Genomic DNA, 20,204 nt, shown 5'->3' with positions numbered 1-20,204 from the left:
CGAGCACATCATGAGGCGAAAGGAACCGCAATGAAGAGCATCTCCAGGTCCTCATTCGCCGGTTCACTCGCGCTTGCCGGGGTAGCTGGCTTCGTCGATGCCGTCGGTTTTATCTTGTCTGGTGGCCTCTTCGTCTCGTTCATGAGCGGAAACTCCACACAGGCAGGCGTAGAAGTGAGCACGGGATCGGCCCCGACCGCGCTCGTCGCAATGTCACTCGTCGGCGCATTCGTCGTTGGCGTCGTCGCAGGCCGCATCGCAGGCTTGCGAACTCCGCGCGTACAAACCGGGATCCGCGTTATCGGACTCGGCATCGCGCTCGCCGCAGCCGCCCTCACGGTCGCACTCTGGCCTGAGCCGGGATATGCGCTTGCCGCTCTTGCCGCGGTGATGGGCGCAATGAACACGCTGTTCATTGCAGACGGCCGTGCGCAGGTAGCGATCACCTATGCCACCGGCACACTGGTGAGCGTCGGTATCGGGGTGGCGGATCAGGTCGCAGGCATCAACCGCAACACGTGGATCCGCCCGTTCCTGCTCTGGGCATCGATCACACTCGGGGCAATCGTGGGAACCCTGTGTTGGCGTGCGCTCGACGTGTGGTCGCTCATGATTGCGGCTGGCGTGCTTGGTGTTGTGGGGGTCACCCATGCGGTGCGTTCGCGAGCGCCGTCGCGAGCTCGTGGGGGCAGCCTTTAGCCAGGAACCGTTTGAAATATCGCTCTATGTTTCGTGTGTGCGCCAGAGTAATCTGACCCCATGGAAGCAGCGAGCGAACCACAGGACGCATCGGAACTCCCCAGCGCAGATCCTGACGGGACAACATCGTCCGGTTTTACCCGGCGCTCGGTACTGCGTAGCGGGGGACTGATCGCTGCTGGTGCAGCAGTCGGGGCCGCAGGTTTTGCGGCTTGGCGCTCAGCAGAATCCCGTGCGCATCCGGGAGACCCGTATATTCCGCACGAGTTCTCGGTGCCGCGGCCACGCAAAAATCCAGGGTTCGACCACCTCGTTGTTCTGATGGGCGAAAACCGCTCGTTCGACAACGTGCTTGGCTACCTCTACACCCCAGACAACCCTCCTCCGGGTGGCAAGTTCGAGGGGTTGGCGTTTGGCACATACGCGAACTTGGCAGAGGACGGCACCGCAGTGCCAGCGCATCGATATTCCGGACCGACAGACAAAATCATGCGACAGCCAGACCCGGACCCTGGCGAAGAGTATCCGCATGTGAATACTCAGATCTTTGGCGAACAGAACGCCGGCAATCGAGGGCGCGATGTCGGCGAGATGACTCCACCGTATAACGCACCCGCACATGGAGCGCGCGGATCGATGAGCGGTTTCGTGCGTGACTACGAGTCAGAATTTCTTCGCATTGCTGGGCGTGCACCGTCGGTTGCGGAACGAAACCAGATCATGGGTTCGTTTGACCCAACCATGTTGCCAGTCGTTTCGACGCTCGCTCGAGAGTTTGGGGTATTTGACCACTGGTTCTGTGCGGTGCCCAGCCAGACGTTCTGCAATCGAAGTTTCTTTCACGCCTCGACATCACACGGGTACGTCACTAACCAGCACGGTGGCGGTTACGAAAAGTGGCTGAACGCTGCCGCAACACCGACGGTGTTTAACCGGCTTGAAGAAGCAGGGGAAAGCTGGCGGATCTACTTTGACAAGTTGCAGCTTGTCTCGTTCACCGGTGTCATTCACGCTCCGGTGCTTGAAAAGTACTGGAAGACTGACCGGTTCGCCACGATGGAACAGTTCGAAGAAGACGCAAAGAACGGCACATTGCCTGCTTACGCGTTCGTTGAACCGCGGATGACTTTTAACCATAACGACTTTCACCCTCCCGTGGGTGTGCTGCGCGAGAGCGAAGCCGACAAGATCGACGTGTACAACGGTGCGCTTTCTGACGTTCGTGCGGGCGATGCGCTTGTGCACCGGGTGTACAACGCGATCCGTACTTCAATGTCAGAACACGGCTCAAATTATCTCAATACGGCCATGCTGTTCACTTTTGACGAGCACGGAGGCACCTACGATCACGTGGTTCCACCAGCAGCTGAGTCTCCAGATTCGGAGTCAGGCGAAATGGGGTTCACGTTTGACAGGCTTGGAGCCAGGGTTCCGTCGATTTTGGTGTCCGCACACGTGGAACGCGGCAGCGTGTTTTCAGAGGTGATGCATCACGGTTCGCTTGCGGCAACGCTCAGCGAACGATTCTCGTTTGAACCGCTGACGGTACGTGACAAAAATGCTCGCTCACTCGCAGACAGCTTCAACCGAAAGGTGCCGCGTCACGTTTCGGACTGGCCGCAACCCGTTCCCGCGTTTGTACCGCCAAACCCTGAGGACACCGCTCACCCCGCTGATGCTGACCCTGATCGTCCGTTGAGCCCACCAGCGAAAGGCCTGCTTGGACTGCTGCTCGCAAAGTATGGTGATGCAGCAGAAAAAGCTCACCCACCCCAGACGTTTGCTGAGGCGTATGCGGTGCTGCAAAAGTATGGCCAGGGTCTCTTCGGTGTGTGATCCGCGCGAGACAACATCAGTTGGTGAACCAGTCGGTCGGCCTGGGGAGCTTACTGCTTCTTGCCCGAGGCGAGCAGCAGCTCCCGTACCTCGCGTCGCAACACCTTGCCGATGAGTGACCGAGGGAGCTCGTTCAACACGTCAACGCGCTTCGGTACCTTGTATGCGGCAAGTCGGCTGCGGCAAAAACTCCGAACGGCCTCTGGCTCAACATCGGCACCTTCGCGCACGACGATTGCCGCCGCCACCATCTCTGCTCCGTCACCGCGCGGCATCGCGACAACCGCAGCGTCTTCGATGTCGGGATGTGACAGCAGCACCTCTTCGACCTCAGAAGGTGAGACGTTGAAGCCGCCGGTGATGATGAGTTCCTTCTTACGGTCAACGACCGTCACGAACCCATCTGCAGACACGGTCACGATATCGCCTGTGCGCAACCAACCGTTCTGCAAGAGCGTCTCAGCGGTCTCTTCAGGGCGCTTCCAATACCCCTGAAATACCTGCGGTCCGCGAAGCAAGAGTTCGCCGGGCTGGCCAGGCTCGACATCGACGGCTGGGTCATCCGGGTTGATCACGCGAATCTCGGTGCTGGGGAATGGAACGCCAACCGAACCGGGACGTCGTGCAGGACCTGCCGGGTTGCCGAGCGCCACCGGCGAGGCCTCAGTCATGCCGTAGCCTTCGACGAGCAAGCCGCCGGTGACCTCTTCCCAGCGCTGCACGGTCGAAACAGGGAGCGGCATTGCTCCCGAGATGGCGAACCGAATCGTCGAAAGGTCGATTTCGCCGTGGATCGCTGCGCGCGCGAGCCGGTCGTACATCGGTGGCACCCCTGGCAGGAAAGTCGGGGGAGACTTCTTCGCGGCCTTCTTCACGAGGTCAACATCGAAGGTCGGGAAGAGCACCAGCTTTGCGCCGATGCTCATCGCGAAGGTGAGGCAGAGTGTGAGCCCGTAGGCGTGGAAGAGAGGGAGGACTCCATAAAAGACCTCATCGCCCTCGTGCAGCCCGGGCAGCCACTCCCGTCCTTGCATCGCATTCGCGCGCAGGTTTGCGTGGGTGAGAATCGCGCCCTTCGGTCGACCGGTCGTGCCACTCGTGTACTGAAGCACTGCAATATCGTCGAGCTTTGGGCCAGCAACTCGCTTCGAAAGTCGGCTCCCGAACAGTGACTCCCAGGGACGCATGTCCTTTGATGCTGGCTTCGCTGTGAGCTTCGTGCGAGCCGCTCGTGCCTGTGCGATCGGCAGACGAAGCGCGAACTGCTGGAGTCCTGGCATTGCCTTCGTCATGTTGACCGTGATGATGTGTGCTGGCCGCACATCAGCTGGGAGGCGGTCGACCTTTCCGCTTGCAACGTCCCAGACGATCGCGACGGTTGCTTCATGATCTTCGAACTGGTGACGCAGCTCGCGCTCGGTGTACAGCGGGTTGTGCTCGACAACGACAGCGCCGAGACGCAGTACCGCGTAGAACGCAACAACATGCTGGGGGCAGCTTGGAAGCACGAGGGCAACCCGATCGCCCGCGCGCACGCCAAGCTTCCGCAGTCCTGCGGCCGCACGTTCGACCTGTTCGTAGAGATCCTTGTAGGTCGTGGTACGACCAAAGAATTCAAGAGCGACGTGGTGCGCGAAGCGCTTGGAACTTGCTTTGAGAGCTTCTGGGAGAGTCTGCGTGACCTCGTCAATCTCAGGTCGCACGCCTTCGGCGTAGGAAGCGACCCACGGTCGTGCCTGGTCTGGCTGAGCCTGTTCGATTGCTGCAGTCATGTGCTGGCCTCCCTGCCACTTGGTGTGAGGCCAGCCTATTGAGTGTTGTATTCGTTGACGAGTATCTATCTCAACCGTTGAGCAGGTGTACAGCGAGATGTCGGGCTAGGAAAGAGCGGCAGGCGGTTATCCCGCCCCGTCAACACAACGCAAGCCGGGGTACTGACTGGACAACAGAGGCACCGAACCACCACACTTTGTGGAAGAACAGCTGGATGCAGCTTAGCTCGCAGCCGACGCCTGATACTGCGAAGAGAACGGTCCCATCATGAGTGTTACCCCTTCGATCAAAAACCGATGGATCTTGGGCACGTGCATCGCCTATTTCGCTGGAATTGTGGCTTCAGCCTTGGCATTGATTCTGACCTACCTCGTGATGGGAGTTGGTGAGCACCTGCTTGTAGCCCAAGGCATCGTTGCGCTGAGTGGCGTAGCGTTTAGCGGCTTGGGGCTCATGTGCATGGCGATGGCGCACAACTCACCTCAGCTCATCACACTTGATGGCGTAGGTAAGCAGCTCGCAGTATTCGGCTGGTCTTTGCTGATTGTTTGGACAGCTGGCTCTATCGGGCAGGTGCTGAGTCTTGAGATCCGCTTTTACATATTGTGTGCTGCAGCATTGATTGTGCTGCCGTTCATGCTTTGCGTAGGAGTCTTTGCCTACGTGAAAAAGCAGGGTCGCAGAACCCCTCGCGAGACAAAACGCTAACTTGCGCTGCGAGGTTTTGGTAAGTGCCACCCGCGAGCGTATGACGTCAGCCTGAGCGCGGTTGCAAGCACCCCGCCGACTGCCGTGGCGATGAGCAGATGCCCGGTCAGCTGAGTAATGAGTGTCGCGACCGTGGCGCCAACTATTGCCGAGACAGCGTAGAGCTCTCGGGTCAAGACACCTGGCACTTCATTCACCAGCACATCGCGAATCACACCACCGCCGACCGCGACAACGGTGCCTACGAACACCGCAGTGATGAACCCGAAGTCTCGCTCAGCCGAAATGGCTGCGCCGTAGGCGGAGAAAATACCGAGACCCAATGCGTCAAATACGATCTCGAAGGTGCGGATCTTCGACAGACTCGGGTGAAAGAAAAACACCGCAAGTGAGCCGATGAGGGCAGCGCTCCAATACGGCCAATGCGTGAACGAGACTGGCGGGTGAACGCCCAAGATCATGTCGCGGATCACGCCGCCACCGATACCGGTAGCCAGTCCGACAACGAGGACGCCGAGGAGGTCGAGATTGTGGCGAACGCCGACGAGCGCGCCGGAGATAGCAAAGGCAACGATGCCAGTAATCCATAGGCCCTCGATGACCCACGCCCCAATTTCAACCATGCAAAAAATTCTATATCGAGCGGTGAAAATGAGTGACTGGTGGAGAGCTGTTTGGCGGAGTTGCACTTCCCGTCCATGTTCGCTGTAACGCCTCTCACTTCAGGTGTTGTGCGCCACTTCGAAAAATAATTGCTCACTGTGTGACAGTTCGCGGTTTTGCCGACATGTCGTAAGTAGGTGCGACGTTTCCGCGTCGCCCATATGACGTGAAAGAAGGAACTCGATCATGAAGAAAACTGCTGCTGTGTTTGCAACGTTTGCACTGAGCGGGACTCTGCTGCTGGGGGTTGCTGCGTGTGGAGTCGCTGAACGATCTGTGTCATCAGCACAACCAAGTAACGCCGATGAAAGCCCATCGACAATTCAGGTGGGAACGGTGACGAACGATGGGGCCAAGATTCTCGCGACAACCACTGTGGGTGATACCACGCTGGTGATTGGCTCTGAGAAAGCTGGCGAGGCCAAGATTGGTGAATTTGTCGGACAAGAGCTGGCTGGGTGGATGGCGTTCGATGCCGACCCCGCATTGGCAGCTGATGAGATCACCTTCTCTGCAGGTAATTCACCCGACAGCGGAAGGAACGGTATTGCTTCGGCATATGGTCAGCTTGGGTCAGACGTGACGGGAGTTACCATCGTTGACCACGCAGGCCACAAACACGTCGCAGAAATTGGTGAAGGATGGTTTGTTGCGGCATGGGATGGAAAAGACTATGTCGATCGCGCGTATCTTGACCAGGAATACATCTTGCACCTCGCAGATGGGAACCAGCGGAAGCTCACCAGTGAAGAGATGGACGAACTTGTCAGTTAAGTCGAACGTCGATCCCGGCAAGGAGTAGCGCTGTGGGAATGAGTTCGCCCGTACTCACAGAACAGGCAGTGACGGAGCTGCATCACGCCCACTATGCAGATCTCTATCGATTCTTTCAGCGCCGCGGTGCACAGGATCTTGCTGATGACCTGACATCTGAGGTGTTCATCATCGCTTGGAAGAAGCTTCCTCACGCACTTGAGAACCCTCGCCCATGGCTATTCGGAGTTGCCAAGAAGGTACTGAGTAACGCGCGACGAAAGCACGCGCGAATGCAAAGTCTTGACGTTCCAATAGCAGGCCCGAACGATCATCCCAGCAAAACAACTCCACCAGTCCCGGGACTTTCTTCTCACAGCGCAGAGATCGCAATTCGGGTGGATCTCCAGCGCGCATGGAACAAGCTCGGTTACCGCGATCAAGAGATTCTGGCTCTCACAGGGTGGGAAGGTCTTTCGTCAGAGGAAGCAGCAGCTGTGTTGAACATCAGCCGCTCGGGCGCAGCGATGCGACTGCTCAGAGCGCGGAAACATCTTCGTTCTTTACTCGAGAACGTAGATGGAACACCCCTTACCGGAACTAGAGTCGAGCCATTGGAAGCCTCATGAATCAAGAGAATGATGAATTTCCGGAGCGGGAACTCCTGATACAGATCGACCCGGCGGCTGATCGTGTGCCCTCCCACCAGCAGATACGGCATCTCAACAGCGTTCTCGAACGTATTGATGCTGAGCAGGGGTCGCGAGTTCCGACACGCAGACGGCGCTACGTGATTCAAGCTGTGCTTGTTGGGGCCGGCCTGCTCTCAGCCGGAATACTGCTGCCACCGATGTTGTCTGATGCGCCGGTCCCAAGGATTGGAACGCTCAGCAATGAGCGAGAAACCTTGACGGTGGGAAGCACGACGAAGGATGGCAGCCTGATTAAGGTGCGCTTCCAAGCGGGCGACACCACGTTGGTGATCGCCGAGAATCCAGATGGTGCGACTGCCGTCGGCGAAGCAGTGAATGGAGTCCTCTCCGGCTGGTCACTTCTCACGGTGGATGCCGACATAGCGCCTGATGATTTTACGGTTGCAGCTGGCAACTCTCCCGATGCGGGACGTTCGGGGATCGCATCTACATACGGTCAAGCTGGCAGCAGTGTGACCGGAATCGACGTTGTCACCAAAGATGGGAGGACGGTGAAGGGAACCGTACTGAACGGTTGGTTCATTGCCGCCTGGGACGGGTCGGACTTTAACTCCCGTGAAGACTTCGGTCAGCGATACATTGTGCACTTTGCTGACGGTTCGAGTGCAGAGACTCCATATGAAGCAGTAAGGCAGTTGGGGGACTAGCCCCCAACATAAACCAAAAGACCCGGTCACATTCCGTGACCGGGTCTTTGTTCTGGTGCGCCCCAAGGGATTCGAACCCCTGACCTTCTGATCCGTAGTCAGATGCTCTATCCAGCTGAGCTAGGGGCGCATGCTGCCGAATTCTCGGCCGCTAGCTGTTGATCTCTCAACAAAATACCCGGCCACTTTCGTGACCGGGTATTTTTAGCGGTGCGCCCCAAGGGATTCGAACCCCTGACCTTCTGATCCGTAGTCAGATGCTCTATCCAGCTGAGCTAGGGGCGCATGCTACTGATTTCTCAGTCGCTATACCGTTGATCTCTCAACAAAAGAAAACTTTACACCGGGAGTCGATGAAACAAAAATCCGGCCACTCAGATTTCGCATCCCGCGAGTGTCGAATGCCAGGAATTCCGCATAGTTGTCCCGTTGAAGCGCAATTTTCCTCAGAAACTGCGGGTACCCTGGACGTTGTGCCTATGAACACTGCGAGCGAACAATTGTCCACTTCTGAGCCCACCGCAGCACTCGTCCGTGCTGAGGGGCTCATTGCTGAGCTGCCTGATTACCCGGCTCCGGGCATTCTCTTCCGTGACATCATGCCGCTGCTGGCAGACGGTGACGCACTGCGTGCGACTGTCGACGCCATGATTGCTCCCTTTGCGGGCAAGTACGACGTCATCGCAGGACTTGAAGCTCGTGGTTTCTTGCTTGCGTCGGCCGCCGCGTACGCTGCAGGGGTCGGCGTGATGCCGATCCGCAAAGCTGGCAAGCTCCCGCGCCCGGCGGCAAAGGCCGATTACGCCCTCGAATACGGCACCGCAACGATCGAGGCACACAGCGACTTCCCGCGCGGCACCCGTGTGCTGCTTCTTGACGACGTGCTTGCAACCGGCGGAACCCTTGCCGCAGCTCGCGAGCTCATGACTGAGCTTGGTTACGTCGTCGCAGGCACCACCGTGCTGTTTGAAATTGACGGGCTTGGCGGCCGTGACGTGATCGGCGATCCCGATCTGCACACGGTCTTCCATAACGCGCACGAAGCGCAGTAACACTTTCGCACCCGACGTGTCATGACGCCCGCGCCCGACCGGTCGCGGGCGTCATGCTTCCCGTGTGATCCCCTCTAGTAGAGAATGAACTCCATGTCACATACTCCTGCCTCCGCTGCGTTCTTCGCGGGACGCGACCAGCTGCTCTCTCTCGCGGGCGAACCCGCGCGCGCTCGTGAGGAGTTCGTATGGCCCGATGTCGGGTCGGACTTCAACTGGGCACTCGATGTCTTCGATGTGATCGCTGCGGGTGATGACCCGGCATCTGTCGGTGGCGACGCGATCGCGCTGTGGATCGCTGAAGAGGATGGCACCGAACAGAAGATCTCCTTCGCTGAGATGAAGCGCCGCTCCGACCAGGTCGCGAACTGGATGCGTGGACTCGGCGTACGCAAGGGCGATGTTGCAATGCTTATGCTCGGCAACCGCCTTGAGTTGTGGGAAATCATGCTTGCCTCGATGAAGATCGGCGCGGTCATTCTGCCGACCTCAGTCGTGCTCGGGTCACACGAACTCGAAGATCGTGTTGCCCGCGGCCAGGTCAAGTGGGTCTTCGCTGCACCCGAGGATGCAGTGAAGTTCAGCACCGTTCCCGGTTCGTACCGTGGCGTCTGCGTTGGCTTCGAAGCAGCAGACAAGAACCAGCGGGCAGCGCTCTGGGAGTGGTCGCCATATGACGAGTCGCGATCCGCGTCACTCGCTCCTATCTCGCGAACGACCGTGAGCGAAGATCCCGCACTGATCTACTTCACCTCGGGAACGACGAGTCTGCCCAAGATCGTCGTGCACTCGCACACGAGCTATCCACTCGGGCACCTCTCGACGATGTCGTGGATTGGTGTGCGCCCAGGCGACATCCACTCGGTCATCAGCGCGCCCGGTTGGGGCAAGCACGCATGGTCGAGCTTCTACGGTCCCTGGCACGTCGGCGCGACGATCTTCGTGGCGAACTATGCGCGATTTGACGCGGATCATCTTGCCTCAGAGCTTGACCGCGTTGGCGTGAATACGTTCTGCGCCCCGCCGACCGTGTGGCGCATGCTCATTCAGCACAAGCTCAAGACGAAGCCCGCTGCGCTGCGAGAGGTCGTGTCAGCTGGTGAACCGCTGAACCCTGAGGTCATTGCGCGAATCGAAGAGTGGTGGGGGCTGACGATCCGCGACGGATACGGTCAGACCGAAACTACCGCCCTCATTGCGACGATGCCAGGCGACAGCGTTGTGGCTGGCGCGATGGGTCGTCCGCTACCCGGTGTCGACGTGGTGCTCGTTGACCCGATGACCGGTGAACCTGCATCCGAGGGCGAAGTGTGCTTGCGGCTCGGCGCAGAAGAGGGCGGATCGGCGACCCGTCGACCCGTGAACCTTATGCCCGGATACTTCGGCAACCCAGAGGCAACCGCCAAAGCAACGGCTGGCGGATACTTCCACACCGGCGATGTTGCTGAGGCAGACGAGTCCGGCGTGCTCACGTTCATCGGCCGCACCGACGACATCTTTAAGTCCAGCGACTTCAAGGTCTCGCCATTCGAAGTCGAAAGCGCGTTGATCGAGCACGAATACGTCACTGAGGCGGCAGTTGTTGGCGCACCAGATGACACCCGACTCAACGTGACCAAGGCATACGTCGGGCTGGCGCCAGGGGTTGAAGCTGGACCTGAAGCCGCGCGTGCGATCCTGGCGCACGCACGCGTGGCGTTGCCGCCGTACATGCGCGTTCGTCGAGTTGAGTTCTTTGAGCTGCCGAAGACGATTTCGGGCAAGATTCGCCGCGTTGAGCTGCGCAAGCGCGAGGTTGAGGCGTTCGAGGCTGGCACGCGTATCGAGACCGAGTGGCGCGAGGAGAATTTCCCAGACCTGAAGCGGTAATCGCCCTCGCTGGATCCGCGAGTGCTCGGCCCTGCGAAGGCTGGACCCCGTGAGCGCTCGACCTCGCGAAAAGGGTCCGTTCTCCCGAAATCGGCAGTTTCATGCGCATGAAACCCTGGTTTTTGTGAGAACGGGCCCTTTTCGCGTGCCTGGCGCTTTGTACCAGGTCCCGTTCAGTTGCGCTCGGCGCTCACCGAGTCTCGATGCGCGCCGAGTGTAAAGCGGAATTATGGCCCAAAAGTCGGGAGTAAAACAGACCTATGACTGAATTACACACATGTAATTATCCACATGTGGATAACCACATGTGTGTAATTCCAATAGTTCCGTTACGCCTGGTCACGTAAGGATTTTACGCACTGTTGCGCGGAGACTTTTCGTGATAGATGTGAGAAACCTGGGAGACTTTTGCCCAGTTATGCACAGTTATGCACAGGTTGTGCACCGACGTCCCGGGCGTGTGGGGATAAGCTTCACGGCTTAGCCGTTTGCTTGGTGTGGCCGAGCTGTGCGTTGCGGGTTGTAGCAAGCGCATTGCGGCCTCATTAATTGAGGTGCCACCAATTACGGGACCACCAATTGATGCACCGCGTTGAATGTGGTGAAGGCGTTGGAGATGTTGGAACTCTGCAGCGTCCGCGGGAGGCTAGAGCATCGCGAAGCAACGCTGCACGCGTTCGAGCCACCAGGCTTCCCGATCGGGCGTAGCCCTGAACCGCTCAAGCGCCTCTGGGTCGATCTCGGGGCGGCGCACCGGAAGCTCACCACTTACGGGTAGCAGCGGATCCGCCGCCACATCACCCTCAAGCAGCGCGACGGTGGCAAGGCCACAGGCGCCAGCAAGGAGTTTCTCGGGGAGCGCCGCGGCAAGATGCAAGCCCATCGAAATACCGACCGACGTATCGAGCGCGCTTGAAATCACCACCGGAAGCCCGGCTTCACCGACGATGTCAAGCGCCGACGCGATGCCGCCGAGTGGCTGAGCCTTGACGATGAGAAGATCCGCGGCTCCCGCTCGGGCTACCGCGAGCGGATCCTCCGCCTTGCGCACGCTCTCATCTGCCGCGATGCGCACTGCTCCGTCCAACATCTTGCGCAGCTGCACTAACTCGGGCACACTCGCACACGGTTGTTCCGCATATTCAAGGCCGTAGGGCGCAAGCTGAGTGATTGCCTCGAACGCCTCGCTCACGGACCAGCCGCAGTTTGCATCGATGCGGATCCGCGCCTCATCGCCCATAATCGCTCGCACTGCGGCAACGCGAGCAACGTCGTCGGCAAGGGTCTGACCGCGCTCGGCAACTTTGACCTTTGCCGTTGTGCAGCCGGGGAAACGGTCAAGAATGTGAGCAACGCTGTCGGCGGGGACCGCTGGCACCGTCGCATTCACGGGTATTGATGTGCGCAACGCTGCGGGAATTTGATCCCAGCCGTACTCGACTGCGGCCGCGAGCCAGCGTGAAGCCTCGGCGTCTGCATACTCGGGGAACGGTGAAAACTCACTCGCACCATTGGGAGCATCGAAGATGACGGCCTCGCGAACGGTGATCCCGCGGAACCGTGTGCGCGTCGGAATCGCAACCACGTGCGCAGATGTGAGCAACGTTTCGAGTGACGGATTGGCCATACTGCGATCTTCCCACGCCTGGACGCCGAAGGAGGATCTCTCGTGGTGGGAAAACATCGGATGCTGTGGAGAACCGGCTCGGGGGTGACCCGGCGAAGTAGGCTGGGCACATGACGACGCAGGATTCACAGCCCACCCAGGCGCGCAAGGTTTCTGACATCTTCGACCCCGAGGTGTGGGAGGTCGCGCCCGGTGCCGAGCGCTACACCGATATCACCGCCCACCTGAGCCTTGACGGTCGAATTGCGCGTATTGCGTTTGACCGCCCTGAAGTGCGTAATGCGTTTCGTCCGCGCACAGTAGATGAGCTGTACGACGCATTGGATCGTGTGCGTGTGAACCCGCGCGTCGGAGTGGTGTTGCTCACAGGCAACGGCCCGAGCGCGAAAGACGGCGGCTGGTCATTCTGCTCAGGCGGCGATCAGCGGATCCGCGGTCGCGACGGCTACAAGTACTCGGAAGACGAGACAGCTGTCGGCCCAGAGGCATCGGCTCGTGCGGGGCGGTTGCACATTCTTGAAGTGCAGCGCCTGATCCGCTTTATGCCGAAGGTGGTCATTGCGCTGGTTCCAGGTTGGGCAGCCGGCGGCGGTCACTCACTCAACGTTGTGTGCGACCTCACGATTGCGAGCCGTGAGCACGCAAAGTTTAAGCAGACTGACGCTGACGTCGGGTCGTTTGACGCGGGCTACGGCAGTGCGTACTTCGCACGTCAGGTGGGTCAGAAGTTCGCGCGCGAGATTTTCTTCCTTGCCGAGACTTACGACGCAGAGCGCGCCCGGGAAATCGGTGCGGTCAATGAGGTCGTGCCGCATGCAGAGCTTGAAACCAAGGGCATCGAATGGGCGCGCACCATTCTGGGGAAGTCTCCGACCGCGATCCGCATGCTCAAGTACGCGATGAATGCCGTTGATGATGGCATCGTGGGCCAGCAGCTCTTCGCAGGCGAAACCACGCGCCTTGCGTACGGCACTGATGAGGCAGTTGAGGGTCGCGACTCGTTCCTCGAAAAGCGCGACCCAGATTGGTCGGCGTTCCCGTACCACTACTGAGTTAGGCCGCGCCGAGGCCGAGGCCTTCACCTAACTCGTCGAAAGGGCCCCGTTCATGCGAGCGGGGCCCTTTCATGCGCAGGAAAGGCCTCGTTTGGGCAGAAACCCCCAGTTTCGCGGGGCTGGGCTGCCGAGCTCAGCTGCCGAGCTATCGAGGCTGAGCTGCCAAGCTGACCTGCTGACCTGCTGACCCGCTGCCCCCCTGAGCCGCAGCCGCTCATCGGCATGGGACCCGGCCACCAGACCTGAAACCAGCAATAAGCGACCGCGGGTACGATGAATGGGTGACTTCTTCGCAGACGCTTCGCGCGATTCCCGTAGATGACCGAGCTTGGCTGATCGCCGCGCTCGGTGACGCCCTACACGGTGGAGCCCCCGTGCTCCCCGTCGGCCCGGGCGTTGACGAACAGGCTGTCGAACAGCTTCGCGCAGCCGACCTTCCCGAGGGAACCGCAGTGGTCGTGCGTACCTCTGGATCAAGCGGTGTGCCGAAGGCTGTCGCGCTCTCCGCCGCTTCGTTGCTCGCGAGCGCCAAAGCTACCCACGCCGTCTTCGGTGGACCGGGCCAGTGGCTCATCACGCTTCCGGGCCACCTCATTTCTGGTCTGCAGATGCTGGTCCGCAGCGCTGCCGCTGGGATCGATCCGGTGTTCTGCGACGAACCTGGCGACCCTGCCGCGCTCCTCGCCGCGGCCGAGAGCATGGAGCACGATCGACGATATGTCTCGGTCGTGCCAGTCCAGCTTGAACGTCTGCTCGACCTCGCCGAGAACGACGAAGACGCGGCTGACACCCTTCGCCGCTTCGACACCGTCTTGGTGGGCGGCCAAGCGCTTTCGCTCGATCTACGCACGCGGGCCTACAACCTCGGAGTGAAGATCCGCCGCAGTTACGGCATGACCGAAACCAGCGGCGGATGCGTCTACGACGGCGTCGAGATTGGTGACACCGGGGTGCGGATCCGTCAAGGCGAAGTACAGATCTCTGGTTCGTGCCTCGCTCTCGGTTACGTCGGAGACCTCGATCTCACTGCCGACCGCTTCATCGAAGAACTCAATCGCGATGGTGAGCTCGTACGTTGGTATCGCACCGGTGATGCTGGTGAATTGCTGGGCGGCATGTTGACGGTCACAGGCCGCATCGACCGCGTCCTCATTTCTGGGGGCATTAATGTGTCGCTTGACGAAGTCGAGCGAGTGGTCCGAGAACACGCAGGCTGGGGGAGCGCGGTTGCGTTGTCCACAGGCTCGATCGGGGTTCCCTCGAATGAGTGGGGTGACCGTCCAGTGCTCGTTGTGGAGGCACCTGCAGGCACTGACCGCGAAGACTTTGAGGTGATCCGCGCCACTGTGCACAGCGCGCTCGGACCGGCAGCGGTGCCGGAATGGGCAGTCGGCATTGAGGCCATGCCTCGACTTTCTGGTGGCAAGCCGAACTTGCGCGCCATCACCGAGTGGCTTGCTGCTCAACATCTCGAATCGAACCCAGGAGACGCTCGATGAACCAGGCTCGCGAAGCGCAGCACCACGCGCCAAACAAGCTCAAGTCCGGTAACCCGGCAACCCGTGCAGCAGCGGAACGGCAGGTCGCTGCGGGTGCTCCGCCCCGCATCACGTGGCGCAACTGGGTAGGCGGCGCGCGCCTACGCACCTTGCCACTCGCTGTTGCCCCGGTGGTTGCAGGTGCCGGAATCGCACAGATGCTGCAGTCCTTCTCCTGGCCGCTTTCGATCTTGGCGCTCGCGGTTGCTGTCTTCCTGCAGATTGGCGTGAATTACGCAAACGACTACTCCGATGGCGTGCGTGGGACAGATGAGTTCCGAGTTGGTCCTGCTCGACTTACCGGCTCGGGACTCGTAAACCCCAAGCATGTGCTCGTTACGGCGCTCGTGTTCTTCGGACTTGCGGCTGCCGCCGGTTTTGCTGCGGTTGTGTTGAGCGGACGCTGGTGGTTTCTCGCGGTCGGAGTCGTTGCGATCATTGCCGCCTGGTTCTACACCGGTGGTAAGAAGCCTTATGGCTACATGGGCCTCGGCGAAATCATGGTCTTTATCTTCTTTGGCCTGGTAGCAACGGTGGGAACGGTGTGGCTCCAGAGCGACATCATTCCGCAGGAGGCCTGGTTCGCGGGTGTCGGCATTGGCCTCTTTGCGGTGGCTGTGTTGATTGTGAACAACCTTCGCGACATTCCGACTGACCGTCTTGCCGGCAAGAACACGCTCTCGGTGCGGATCGGCGCAGGCTGGTCAAAGGCACTCTTCATCACGTGCGTTGTGCTGCCCCTTGCTGTGCCGCTGATTTTCTTGCTGTTCTACCCCGGCATGGTCTTTGTGCTTTTCGTGTTCGTCTTGGTTGGTCCTGCGATCCTCATCGTGCTGACCGCGAAGACGCCAAAGGAGCTCATTCTTGTGCTGCAGCTGACAAGCTTCGCTGCGCTGTTCTATGGCGTCGCGCTCGGGTACGCGTTCGGTTTCTAACCTCACAAACAGGAAGAGGGGTGGCGCCAAGCGCCACCCCTCTTCCTGTTTGTGAGTGCTGTGTGGTGTCGGGGAGCGTGAGCTGATCCGCTGCCGATAAACGTGAGGGGCGGTCGGTAGTGAACTCCTACCGACCGCCCCTCACGTTGAAGCGCTTATGCGCGTGCTTCGGGAGCTTCAGAATCCTTGGGTGACTCGGCGGGGTCGGCATCGCTGGCTGGTGCGGAAGCGTCAGCTGCTGCAGGTGCCTCAGGAACATCAGAAACCTGATCTGCAGGTTCGTCGAGGATTTCGTCTTCGACAATGTCGTCTGCGGTGCGATCCCGGTTGCGCCAGTCATAGATGCTCTCAGAGGCCTGCTCACGCGGCTTTGACAAGAGGAGCACCGACAACGAGATGCCGATAAGCGTCGCGAATCCGGCAGACCACCAGGGGCCAAGACCAATGAGGTACAGCACAACCAGCGGTACGAAGAAGAACGCCAGACGCAGGAGTGAGTACGTCAGCCAGGCTTTGCGATTGCTACGGTTTTCGGTCACGAACGGCAAGTGTACCGGGGGACGCTGAGTGCCGCTGTGAGGAGGCCGTGATGAACCTCGTTGTGACGCTTTCCACAGGGGACGTGGTTCGCACGGACATCGCTCAGCGCTCACGAGTAGCATGGGGTCATGGTTCGGTTTTTGATCGTCGGCATCGTTGTCGCCGTTGCTTTCACTCTCTTCGCGTTGGTCGATGCGGCGATGACCGATGCCAATCGTTCACGTGGTGTGGCAAAGCCCATCTGGATCGTGCTGATTGTGCTGCTTCCCGTGATTGGCGCAGCGCTGTGGTTCATGGTGGGTAAAGCCAAGACTGCTCCTGCTCAGGTTGTCGCGCCTGACGACGATCCACGTTTTACCGGGCCCACGTTGTCTGAGCAAGAGAAGAGCGTGCTGAACGATCTCGAAGCTCAGCTTCGCGCGCTCGATGACGAAGTCTTCCCTGGTGAAGGGTCTGTAGCAGCAGGCGATCACTCGCAAGATGCGCGTACAAGCTCGGGTCCAGAGGTGCAGTCGAAACCAGACTCGCAGGCCGACGAGTCAACAGATTCGACAGATTCGACAGGTACATCTGATCCAGAGAACGGCACCCGTCGTTCATGAGCGCAGAAGGCGCTCAAACAGATAATTCTGGTCGCCGCAACCACTCGCCAGCACCTGCACCAGCGCCAGCACTAACGACTGCGCCAGCACCTGCTTCGATCTTCGCGATTGAGCTGCTTGCTGGGATGATCCGCCGCGGGGTGCAAGACGTTGTTGTGTGCCCTGGCTCCCGGTCGCAGGCGCTCGCGCTTGCGGCAGCCGCGGCTGAGCAGGCTGGCGCGATCCGCCTGCATGTTCGTCACGATGAGCGAGCCGCAGCATTCTTCGCGCTTGGTATCGCTCGTGAAACCGGCCTTCCCGCACCCGTCATCGTCACGAGTGGCACAGCCGTGGCGAACCTCGTACCTGCCGCGTTTGAGGCACACGAAGGTCGGGTTCCATTCATCGCACTGAGCGCGGATCGTCCTGCAGACAAGCGTGGCACCCGTGCGACTCAGACAACGCTGCAATACGACATGTTTGGCCCTGCAGCGCGCCTCTCACGTGACGTCTCAGCGCCCGACGCGTCTGGCAGTGAAGATTCAGACGCGCTCGCACACGATGCGGTTGCGGCAGCGCTCGGCCGCGCAGGAGGGAAGCCCGCGGGCCCGGTGCAGCTCAACCTGCAGTTCAGGGAGCCGCTTTCGGGCACTCGTGGCTTCGAAGCCATGATCGCCGAAGGCTTTGCGGCCGCTGCCGAAGAAGGCGCTGGAGCTCGTACGCGACATGCAATTGATGTGAGCAACAGTGCGGTGACGGCTTTTGGCGCTGAAACGCTGAATACATTCGTGCTTGAACACGGCTCTGACAACGAACCCGAACTGCGCACAGTGGTCATTGCAGGCGCGGGCGCTGGGCACGAAGCCACAGATTTTGCACGTGCTGCTGGGCTGCCCCTGCTTGCTGAGGTCGTGAGTGGATCTCGCGAAAGCACTGAGGCGATTACTGCCTACGCGACGCTGCTCGGCATGCCTGCACTTGGCGGGGAGGTGGATCGCGCCATCGTTTTCGGACACCCTACGCTGACGCGCCAGATTCCAGCGTTGCTAAGCCGCGCGGGAGTTGAAGCGATCATCGTTGATCCGCATATTGACACCGATCACTTCATGCCATCGCCTGACGCGCGAGTCGTACGCTACGCAAGAGTCGCCGCTGGCTATGACCGGGGAGCGAACGCAGATTGGCTTGCGGACTGGCAGGCAGCCGATCAGGAGCAGTCCGCTACCCATCAGGTAGTTGAGCCTGAAGCTGAGCCATCTCGCAGCTCACTCGTCGCTGCGCTCTGGCAGGCAACTGCACCAACTGACCGTCTCATGGTTGCTGCCTCCCGGCTGGTGCGTGTGCTCGATGGGACCGCAGAGGCTCGCGTTGTCGATGTGCGCTCGAATCGTGGCCTCGGCGGCATCGATGGCACCATTGCAACAGCCTCGGGCATTGCGGTTGCGAGCCAGGCTGCCGTCCCCGAGAGCGTGACGCGTGTGTTGATTGGCGATGTGACCTTGCTTCACGATGCGACATCGATGTTCGCCCCGGCGGGTGAAATGGCACCGCGCATGCAGGTTGTACTGGGCAATGACGGCGGTGGCACAATCTTTGACGGCCTTGAAGTCGCGGGCACAGCAGACCGTGAGGCCTACGAACGCGTGATGTTCACGCCGCAAACCGTCGATTTCGGTGCTCTCGCTCTCGCAGCGGGGTGGAAGCACGTGCGAGTTGAGACGCAGCAGCAACTCGAAACAGAACTTTCTGCGCCCGTCGCCGAGAGTGTGCTGCTTGAAGTCGTGCTTGCCCGCTAACCCCCGAAAGCAGTAGCGATCGGGCGGAACTTTGAGACCGTCTCAATGAGCTCGTGCTCGGGGTCTGACCCGGTCACGAGTCCTCCGCCTGCACTTGCGACGACTGAGCGTAGCCCGTCGCTTGGCTTACCGAGCTGTGCGCAACGCAGAGCGATGACCCACTCGCCGTCGCCGTCGCCGTCGATCCAGCCAACTGCGCCGGAGTAGCGGCCACGGTCGAAGGGTTCGAGCTCGTGTATCACCTCGACGGCCTCAGCCGTAGGGGTCCCGCCAATCGCCGCGGTCGGGTGCATCGCCGACACGAGCTCGAGCGTCGTGACATCTTCAGCAAGCTGAGCGTGCACATCAGTAGCGAGGTGCCATACGTTCGGAAGTTGTAATGCAAACGGGTGCTCGCTCTTGGTGAGGTTGGTGAGGTGTGGGCTCAGCGCTGACTCAACACTCTGCACCGCGAATGCGTGTTCGTGGTGATCCTTGTCACTTGCGAGCAGTTCTTCCCGAACTGCATCGTCGGCACATCCTTGCAGGCCGGTTCGCGGACGAGTGCCAGCGAGCACTCGAGCCGCAAACTGTCCGTCAATCACGCGCGCCAGGGTTTCGGGGCTTGCGCCAACCATGCCGTCTATCGCGAATGTCCAGCAGTCCAAGTACTCTGCGCTCAGCCGCGCCAATGGCGTGCGGATATCGGCGTCTGCAGCGATCCGCCCCTCCAACTGCCGTGACAGAACCACCTTCTCGAGCTCGCCAGCGTCGATACGACGGACTGACTCGATGACGCCAGCCGTGTACGCCGCGACAGTCCCGGGAGACACAGCGCTCGAACCACTCTCCGCCGCAAAGACCTCGGGGGAGTCGAGGCTGATTGCCTCCCATGCTGCGAAGGGCGTGCTGGTGGGAAGTGCAGCGTTGTGCACCGCGAGGTTCGCTGAATCTGACGTGCGAGTCTCGTCCATCTCGGTGATCTCGGTGATCCAAACGGTGTTGCCGGATCGCCCGATGATCGTGCGCGGCACAATGAGTACGCTGACATGCTCACTTCGGGCATCGAATGTGAACGCACCAAACGCGACGAGACCGGTGCCGGGCAAGCCAACAGCATTTTCCACAGCAGCAGCGGCTGCGATCCGCCGCCACATGCGAGACGCATCGGAGAATCTGTGCGCACCAGTGAATTCGAGGCGGAGCACCTCGCCAATTCCCGTTGCCCCGCGATCATCGCGGTTCCAGTACAGCGGTTGCTGCGGATCAGCAAACGCCAACAAATCAGGCAGCTGATCGCCTGTTGGTAACAGTCGCGTCACCGAGCGAAGCTGCGGAACAGACGACTCAAACACGTAACTAATCTAGCGCGGTCGACTGGGAATGCATGTGGCGCGCGCGAAGTGCGCACGTATATGGGAGTTCAAGTCAGTCGAACGG

General features: G+C 60.1%; 18 protein-coding genes and 2 tRNA genes. 13 read left to right on the top strand and 7 right to left on the bottom strand.

The window, feature by feature from the left end; all coding sequences use genetic code 11:
- Window positions 1-30 precede the first annotated feature (30 nt).
- Window positions 31-699: a YoaK family protein gene (locus FW756_RS10310; RefSeq protein WP_446430065.1), complete on the top strand. Its 669-nt coding sequence runs from the start codon at window positions 31-33 to the stop codon at window positions 697-699.
- A gap of 60 nt (window positions 700-759) precedes the next feature.
- Window positions 760-2,535: an alkaline phosphatase family protein gene (locus FW756_RS10305; protein ID WP_446430064.1), complete on the top strand. Its 1,776-nt coding sequence runs from the start codon at window positions 760-762 to the stop codon at window positions 2,533-2,535.
- Between the two features lie 50 nt (window positions 2,536-2,585).
- On the opposite strand, the gene FW756_RS10300 is transcribed toward FW756_RS10305, so the two are convergent.
- Window positions 2,586-4,307: a long-chain-fatty-acid--CoA ligase gene (locus FW756_RS10300; RefSeq protein ID WP_446430063.1), complete on the bottom strand. Its 1,722-nt coding sequence runs from the start codon at window positions 4,305-4,307 to the stop codon at window positions 2,586-2,588.
- Window positions 4,308-4,575: 268 nt separating this feature from the next.
- Between FW756_RS10300 and FW756_RS10295 the strand changes: the two genes are divergently transcribed.
- Entirely contained in the window at window positions 4,576-5,016 is a 441-nt protein-coding gene (locus FW756_RS10295; protein WP_446430062.1) for a hypothetical protein, read from the top strand.
- Here the strand turns inward: FW756_RS10295 and FW756_RS10290 are convergent.
- Window positions 5,013-5,639 (bottom strand): trimeric intracellular cation channel family protein, encoded by a 627-nt coding sequence (locus FW756_RS10290; protein ID WP_446430061.1) that lies wholly within the window; start codon window positions 5,637-5,639, stop codon window positions 5,013-5,015. The two genes, FW756_RS10295 and FW756_RS10290, sit on opposite strands and share 4 nt — an antisense overlap.
- 226 nt (window positions 5,640-5,865) lie before the next feature.
- On the opposite strand from FW756_RS10290, the gene FW756_RS10285 reads away from it, so the two are divergent.
- From FW756_RS10285 to FW756_RS10275, 3 genes are read left to right on the top strand one after another with little or no spacing between them, the layout of a single operon-like run.
- On the top strand, window positions 5,866-6,453 hold the full coding sequence (locus tag FW756_RS10285; protein WP_446430060.1) for a hypothetical protein: 588 nt from the start codon (window positions 5,866-5,868) through the stop codon (window positions 6,451-6,453).
- 38 nt (window positions 6,454-6,491) lie between these two features.
- Window positions 6,492-7,061 (top strand): RNA polymerase sigma factor, encoded by a 570-nt coding sequence (locus tag FW756_RS10280; protein ID WP_446430145.1) that lies wholly within the window; start codon window positions 6,492-6,494, stop codon window positions 7,059-7,061.
- Entirely contained in the window at window positions 7,058-7,792 is a 735-nt protein-coding gene (locus FW756_RS10275) for a hypothetical protein (RefSeq protein WP_446430059.1), read from the top strand. Before FW756_RS10280 ends, FW756_RS10275 begins: the two co-directional genes overlap by 4 nt.
- Before the next feature lie 53 nt (window positions 7,793-7,845).
- On the opposite strand, the gene FW756_RS10270 is transcribed toward FW756_RS10275, so the two are convergent.
- Both FW756_RS10270 and FW756_RS10265 read right to left on the bottom strand, forming a co-directional pair.
- Window positions 7,846-7,922 (bottom strand) — tRNA-Arg (locus FW756_RS10270).
- Between the two features lie 81 nt (window positions 7,923-8,003).
- A tRNA-Arg gene (locus tag FW756_RS10265) sits at window positions 8,004-8,077 on the bottom strand.
- A 194-nt stretch (window positions 8,078-8,271) separates the two neighbouring features.
- On the opposite strand from FW756_RS10265, the gene FW756_RS10260 reads away from it, so the two are divergent.
- On the top strand, window positions 8,272-8,844 hold the full coding sequence (locus FW756_RS10260; protein WP_446430144.1) for an adenine phosphoribosyltransferase: 573 nt from the start codon (window positions 8,272-8,274) through the stop codon (window positions 8,842-8,844).
- Window positions 8,845-8,937: 93 nt separating this feature from the next.
- Window positions 8,938-10,713 carry an AMP-binding protein gene (locus FW756_RS10255; protein ID WP_446430058.1) on the top strand — a complete coding sequence of 592 codons (1,776 nt, stop codon included), beginning with the start codon at window positions 8,938-8,940 and terminating at the stop codon, window positions 10,711-10,713.
- Between the two features lie 646 nt (window positions 10,714-11,359).
- Here the strand turns inward: FW756_RS10255 and FW756_RS10250 are convergent.
- Window positions 11,360-12,340: an o-succinylbenzoate synthase gene (locus tag FW756_RS10250; RefSeq protein ID WP_446430057.1), complete on the bottom strand. Its 981-nt coding sequence runs from the start codon at window positions 12,338-12,340 to the stop codon at window positions 11,360-11,362.
- A gap of 110 nt (window positions 12,341-12,450) precedes the next feature.
- Between FW756_RS10250 and FW756_RS10245 the strand changes: the two genes are divergently transcribed.
- The 3 genes from FW756_RS10245 to FW756_RS10235 all read left to right on the top strand — a co-directional run bounded on the left by FW756_RS10245 (window position 12,451) and on the right by FW756_RS10235 (window position 15,868).
- Window positions 12,451-13,392 (top strand): 1,4-dihydroxy-2-naphthoyl-CoA synthase, encoded by a 942-nt coding sequence (locus tag FW756_RS10245; RefSeq protein WP_446430056.1) that lies wholly within the window; start codon window positions 12,451-12,453, stop codon window positions 13,390-13,392.
- A gap of 284 nt (window positions 13,393-13,676) precedes the next feature.
- A complete protein-coding gene (locus FW756_RS10240) occupies window positions 13,677-14,894 on the top strand; it encodes an AMP-binding protein (RefSeq protein WP_446430055.1) in 1,218 nt (405 codons plus the stop codon).
- A complete protein-coding gene (locus FW756_RS10235; protein WP_446430054.1) occupies window positions 14,891-15,868 on the top strand; it encodes a 1,4-dihydroxy-2-naphthoate polyprenyltransferase in 978 nt (325 codons plus the stop codon). The genes FW756_RS10240 and FW756_RS10235 overlap by 4 nt, the downstream gene beginning before the upstream one ends.
- Before the next feature lie 155 nt (window positions 15,869-16,023).
- On the opposite strand, the gene FW756_RS10230 is transcribed toward FW756_RS10235, so the two are convergent.
- Complete coding sequence (locus tag FW756_RS10230) at window positions 16,024-16,407, bottom strand: DUF4229 domain-containing protein (RefSeq protein ID WP_446430053.1); 384 nt, start codon at window positions 16,405-16,407, stop codon at window positions 16,024-16,026.
- A gap of 129 nt (window positions 16,408-16,536) precedes the next feature.
- Here FW756_RS10230 and FW756_RS10225 point away from each other — a divergent pair, with 129 nt between their 5' ends.
- Both FW756_RS10225 and menD read left to right on the top strand, forming a co-directional pair.
- Window positions 16,537-17,010, top strand: a complete 474-nt coding sequence (locus FW756_RS10225) for a PLD nuclease N-terminal domain-containing protein (RefSeq protein WP_446430052.1) — start codon at window positions 16,537-16,539, stop codon at window positions 17,008-17,010.
- Window positions 17,007-18,785: a 2-succinyl-5-enolpyruvyl-6-hydroxy-3-cyclohexene-1-carboxylic-acid synthase gene (menD, locus tag FW756_RS10220; RefSeq protein ID WP_446430051.1), complete on the top strand. Its 1,779-nt coding sequence runs from the start codon at window positions 17,007-17,009 to the stop codon at window positions 18,783-18,785. Before FW756_RS10225 ends, menD begins: the two co-directional genes overlap by 4 nt.
- Here menD and FW756_RS10215 read toward each other — a convergent pair.
- Complete coding sequence (locus FW756_RS10215; protein ID WP_446430050.1) at window positions 18,782-20,119, bottom strand: isochorismate synthase; 1,338 nt, start codon at window positions 20,117-20,119, stop codon at window positions 18,782-18,784. The genes menD and FW756_RS10215 overlap by 4 nt on opposite strands.
- Between the last annotated feature and the right edge of the window lie 85 nt (window positions 20,120-20,204).

Source organism: Leucobacter sp. 1207-22 (assembly GCF_052850455.1).
This window is presented reverse-complemented; position numbering and strand designations above follow the sequence as displayed.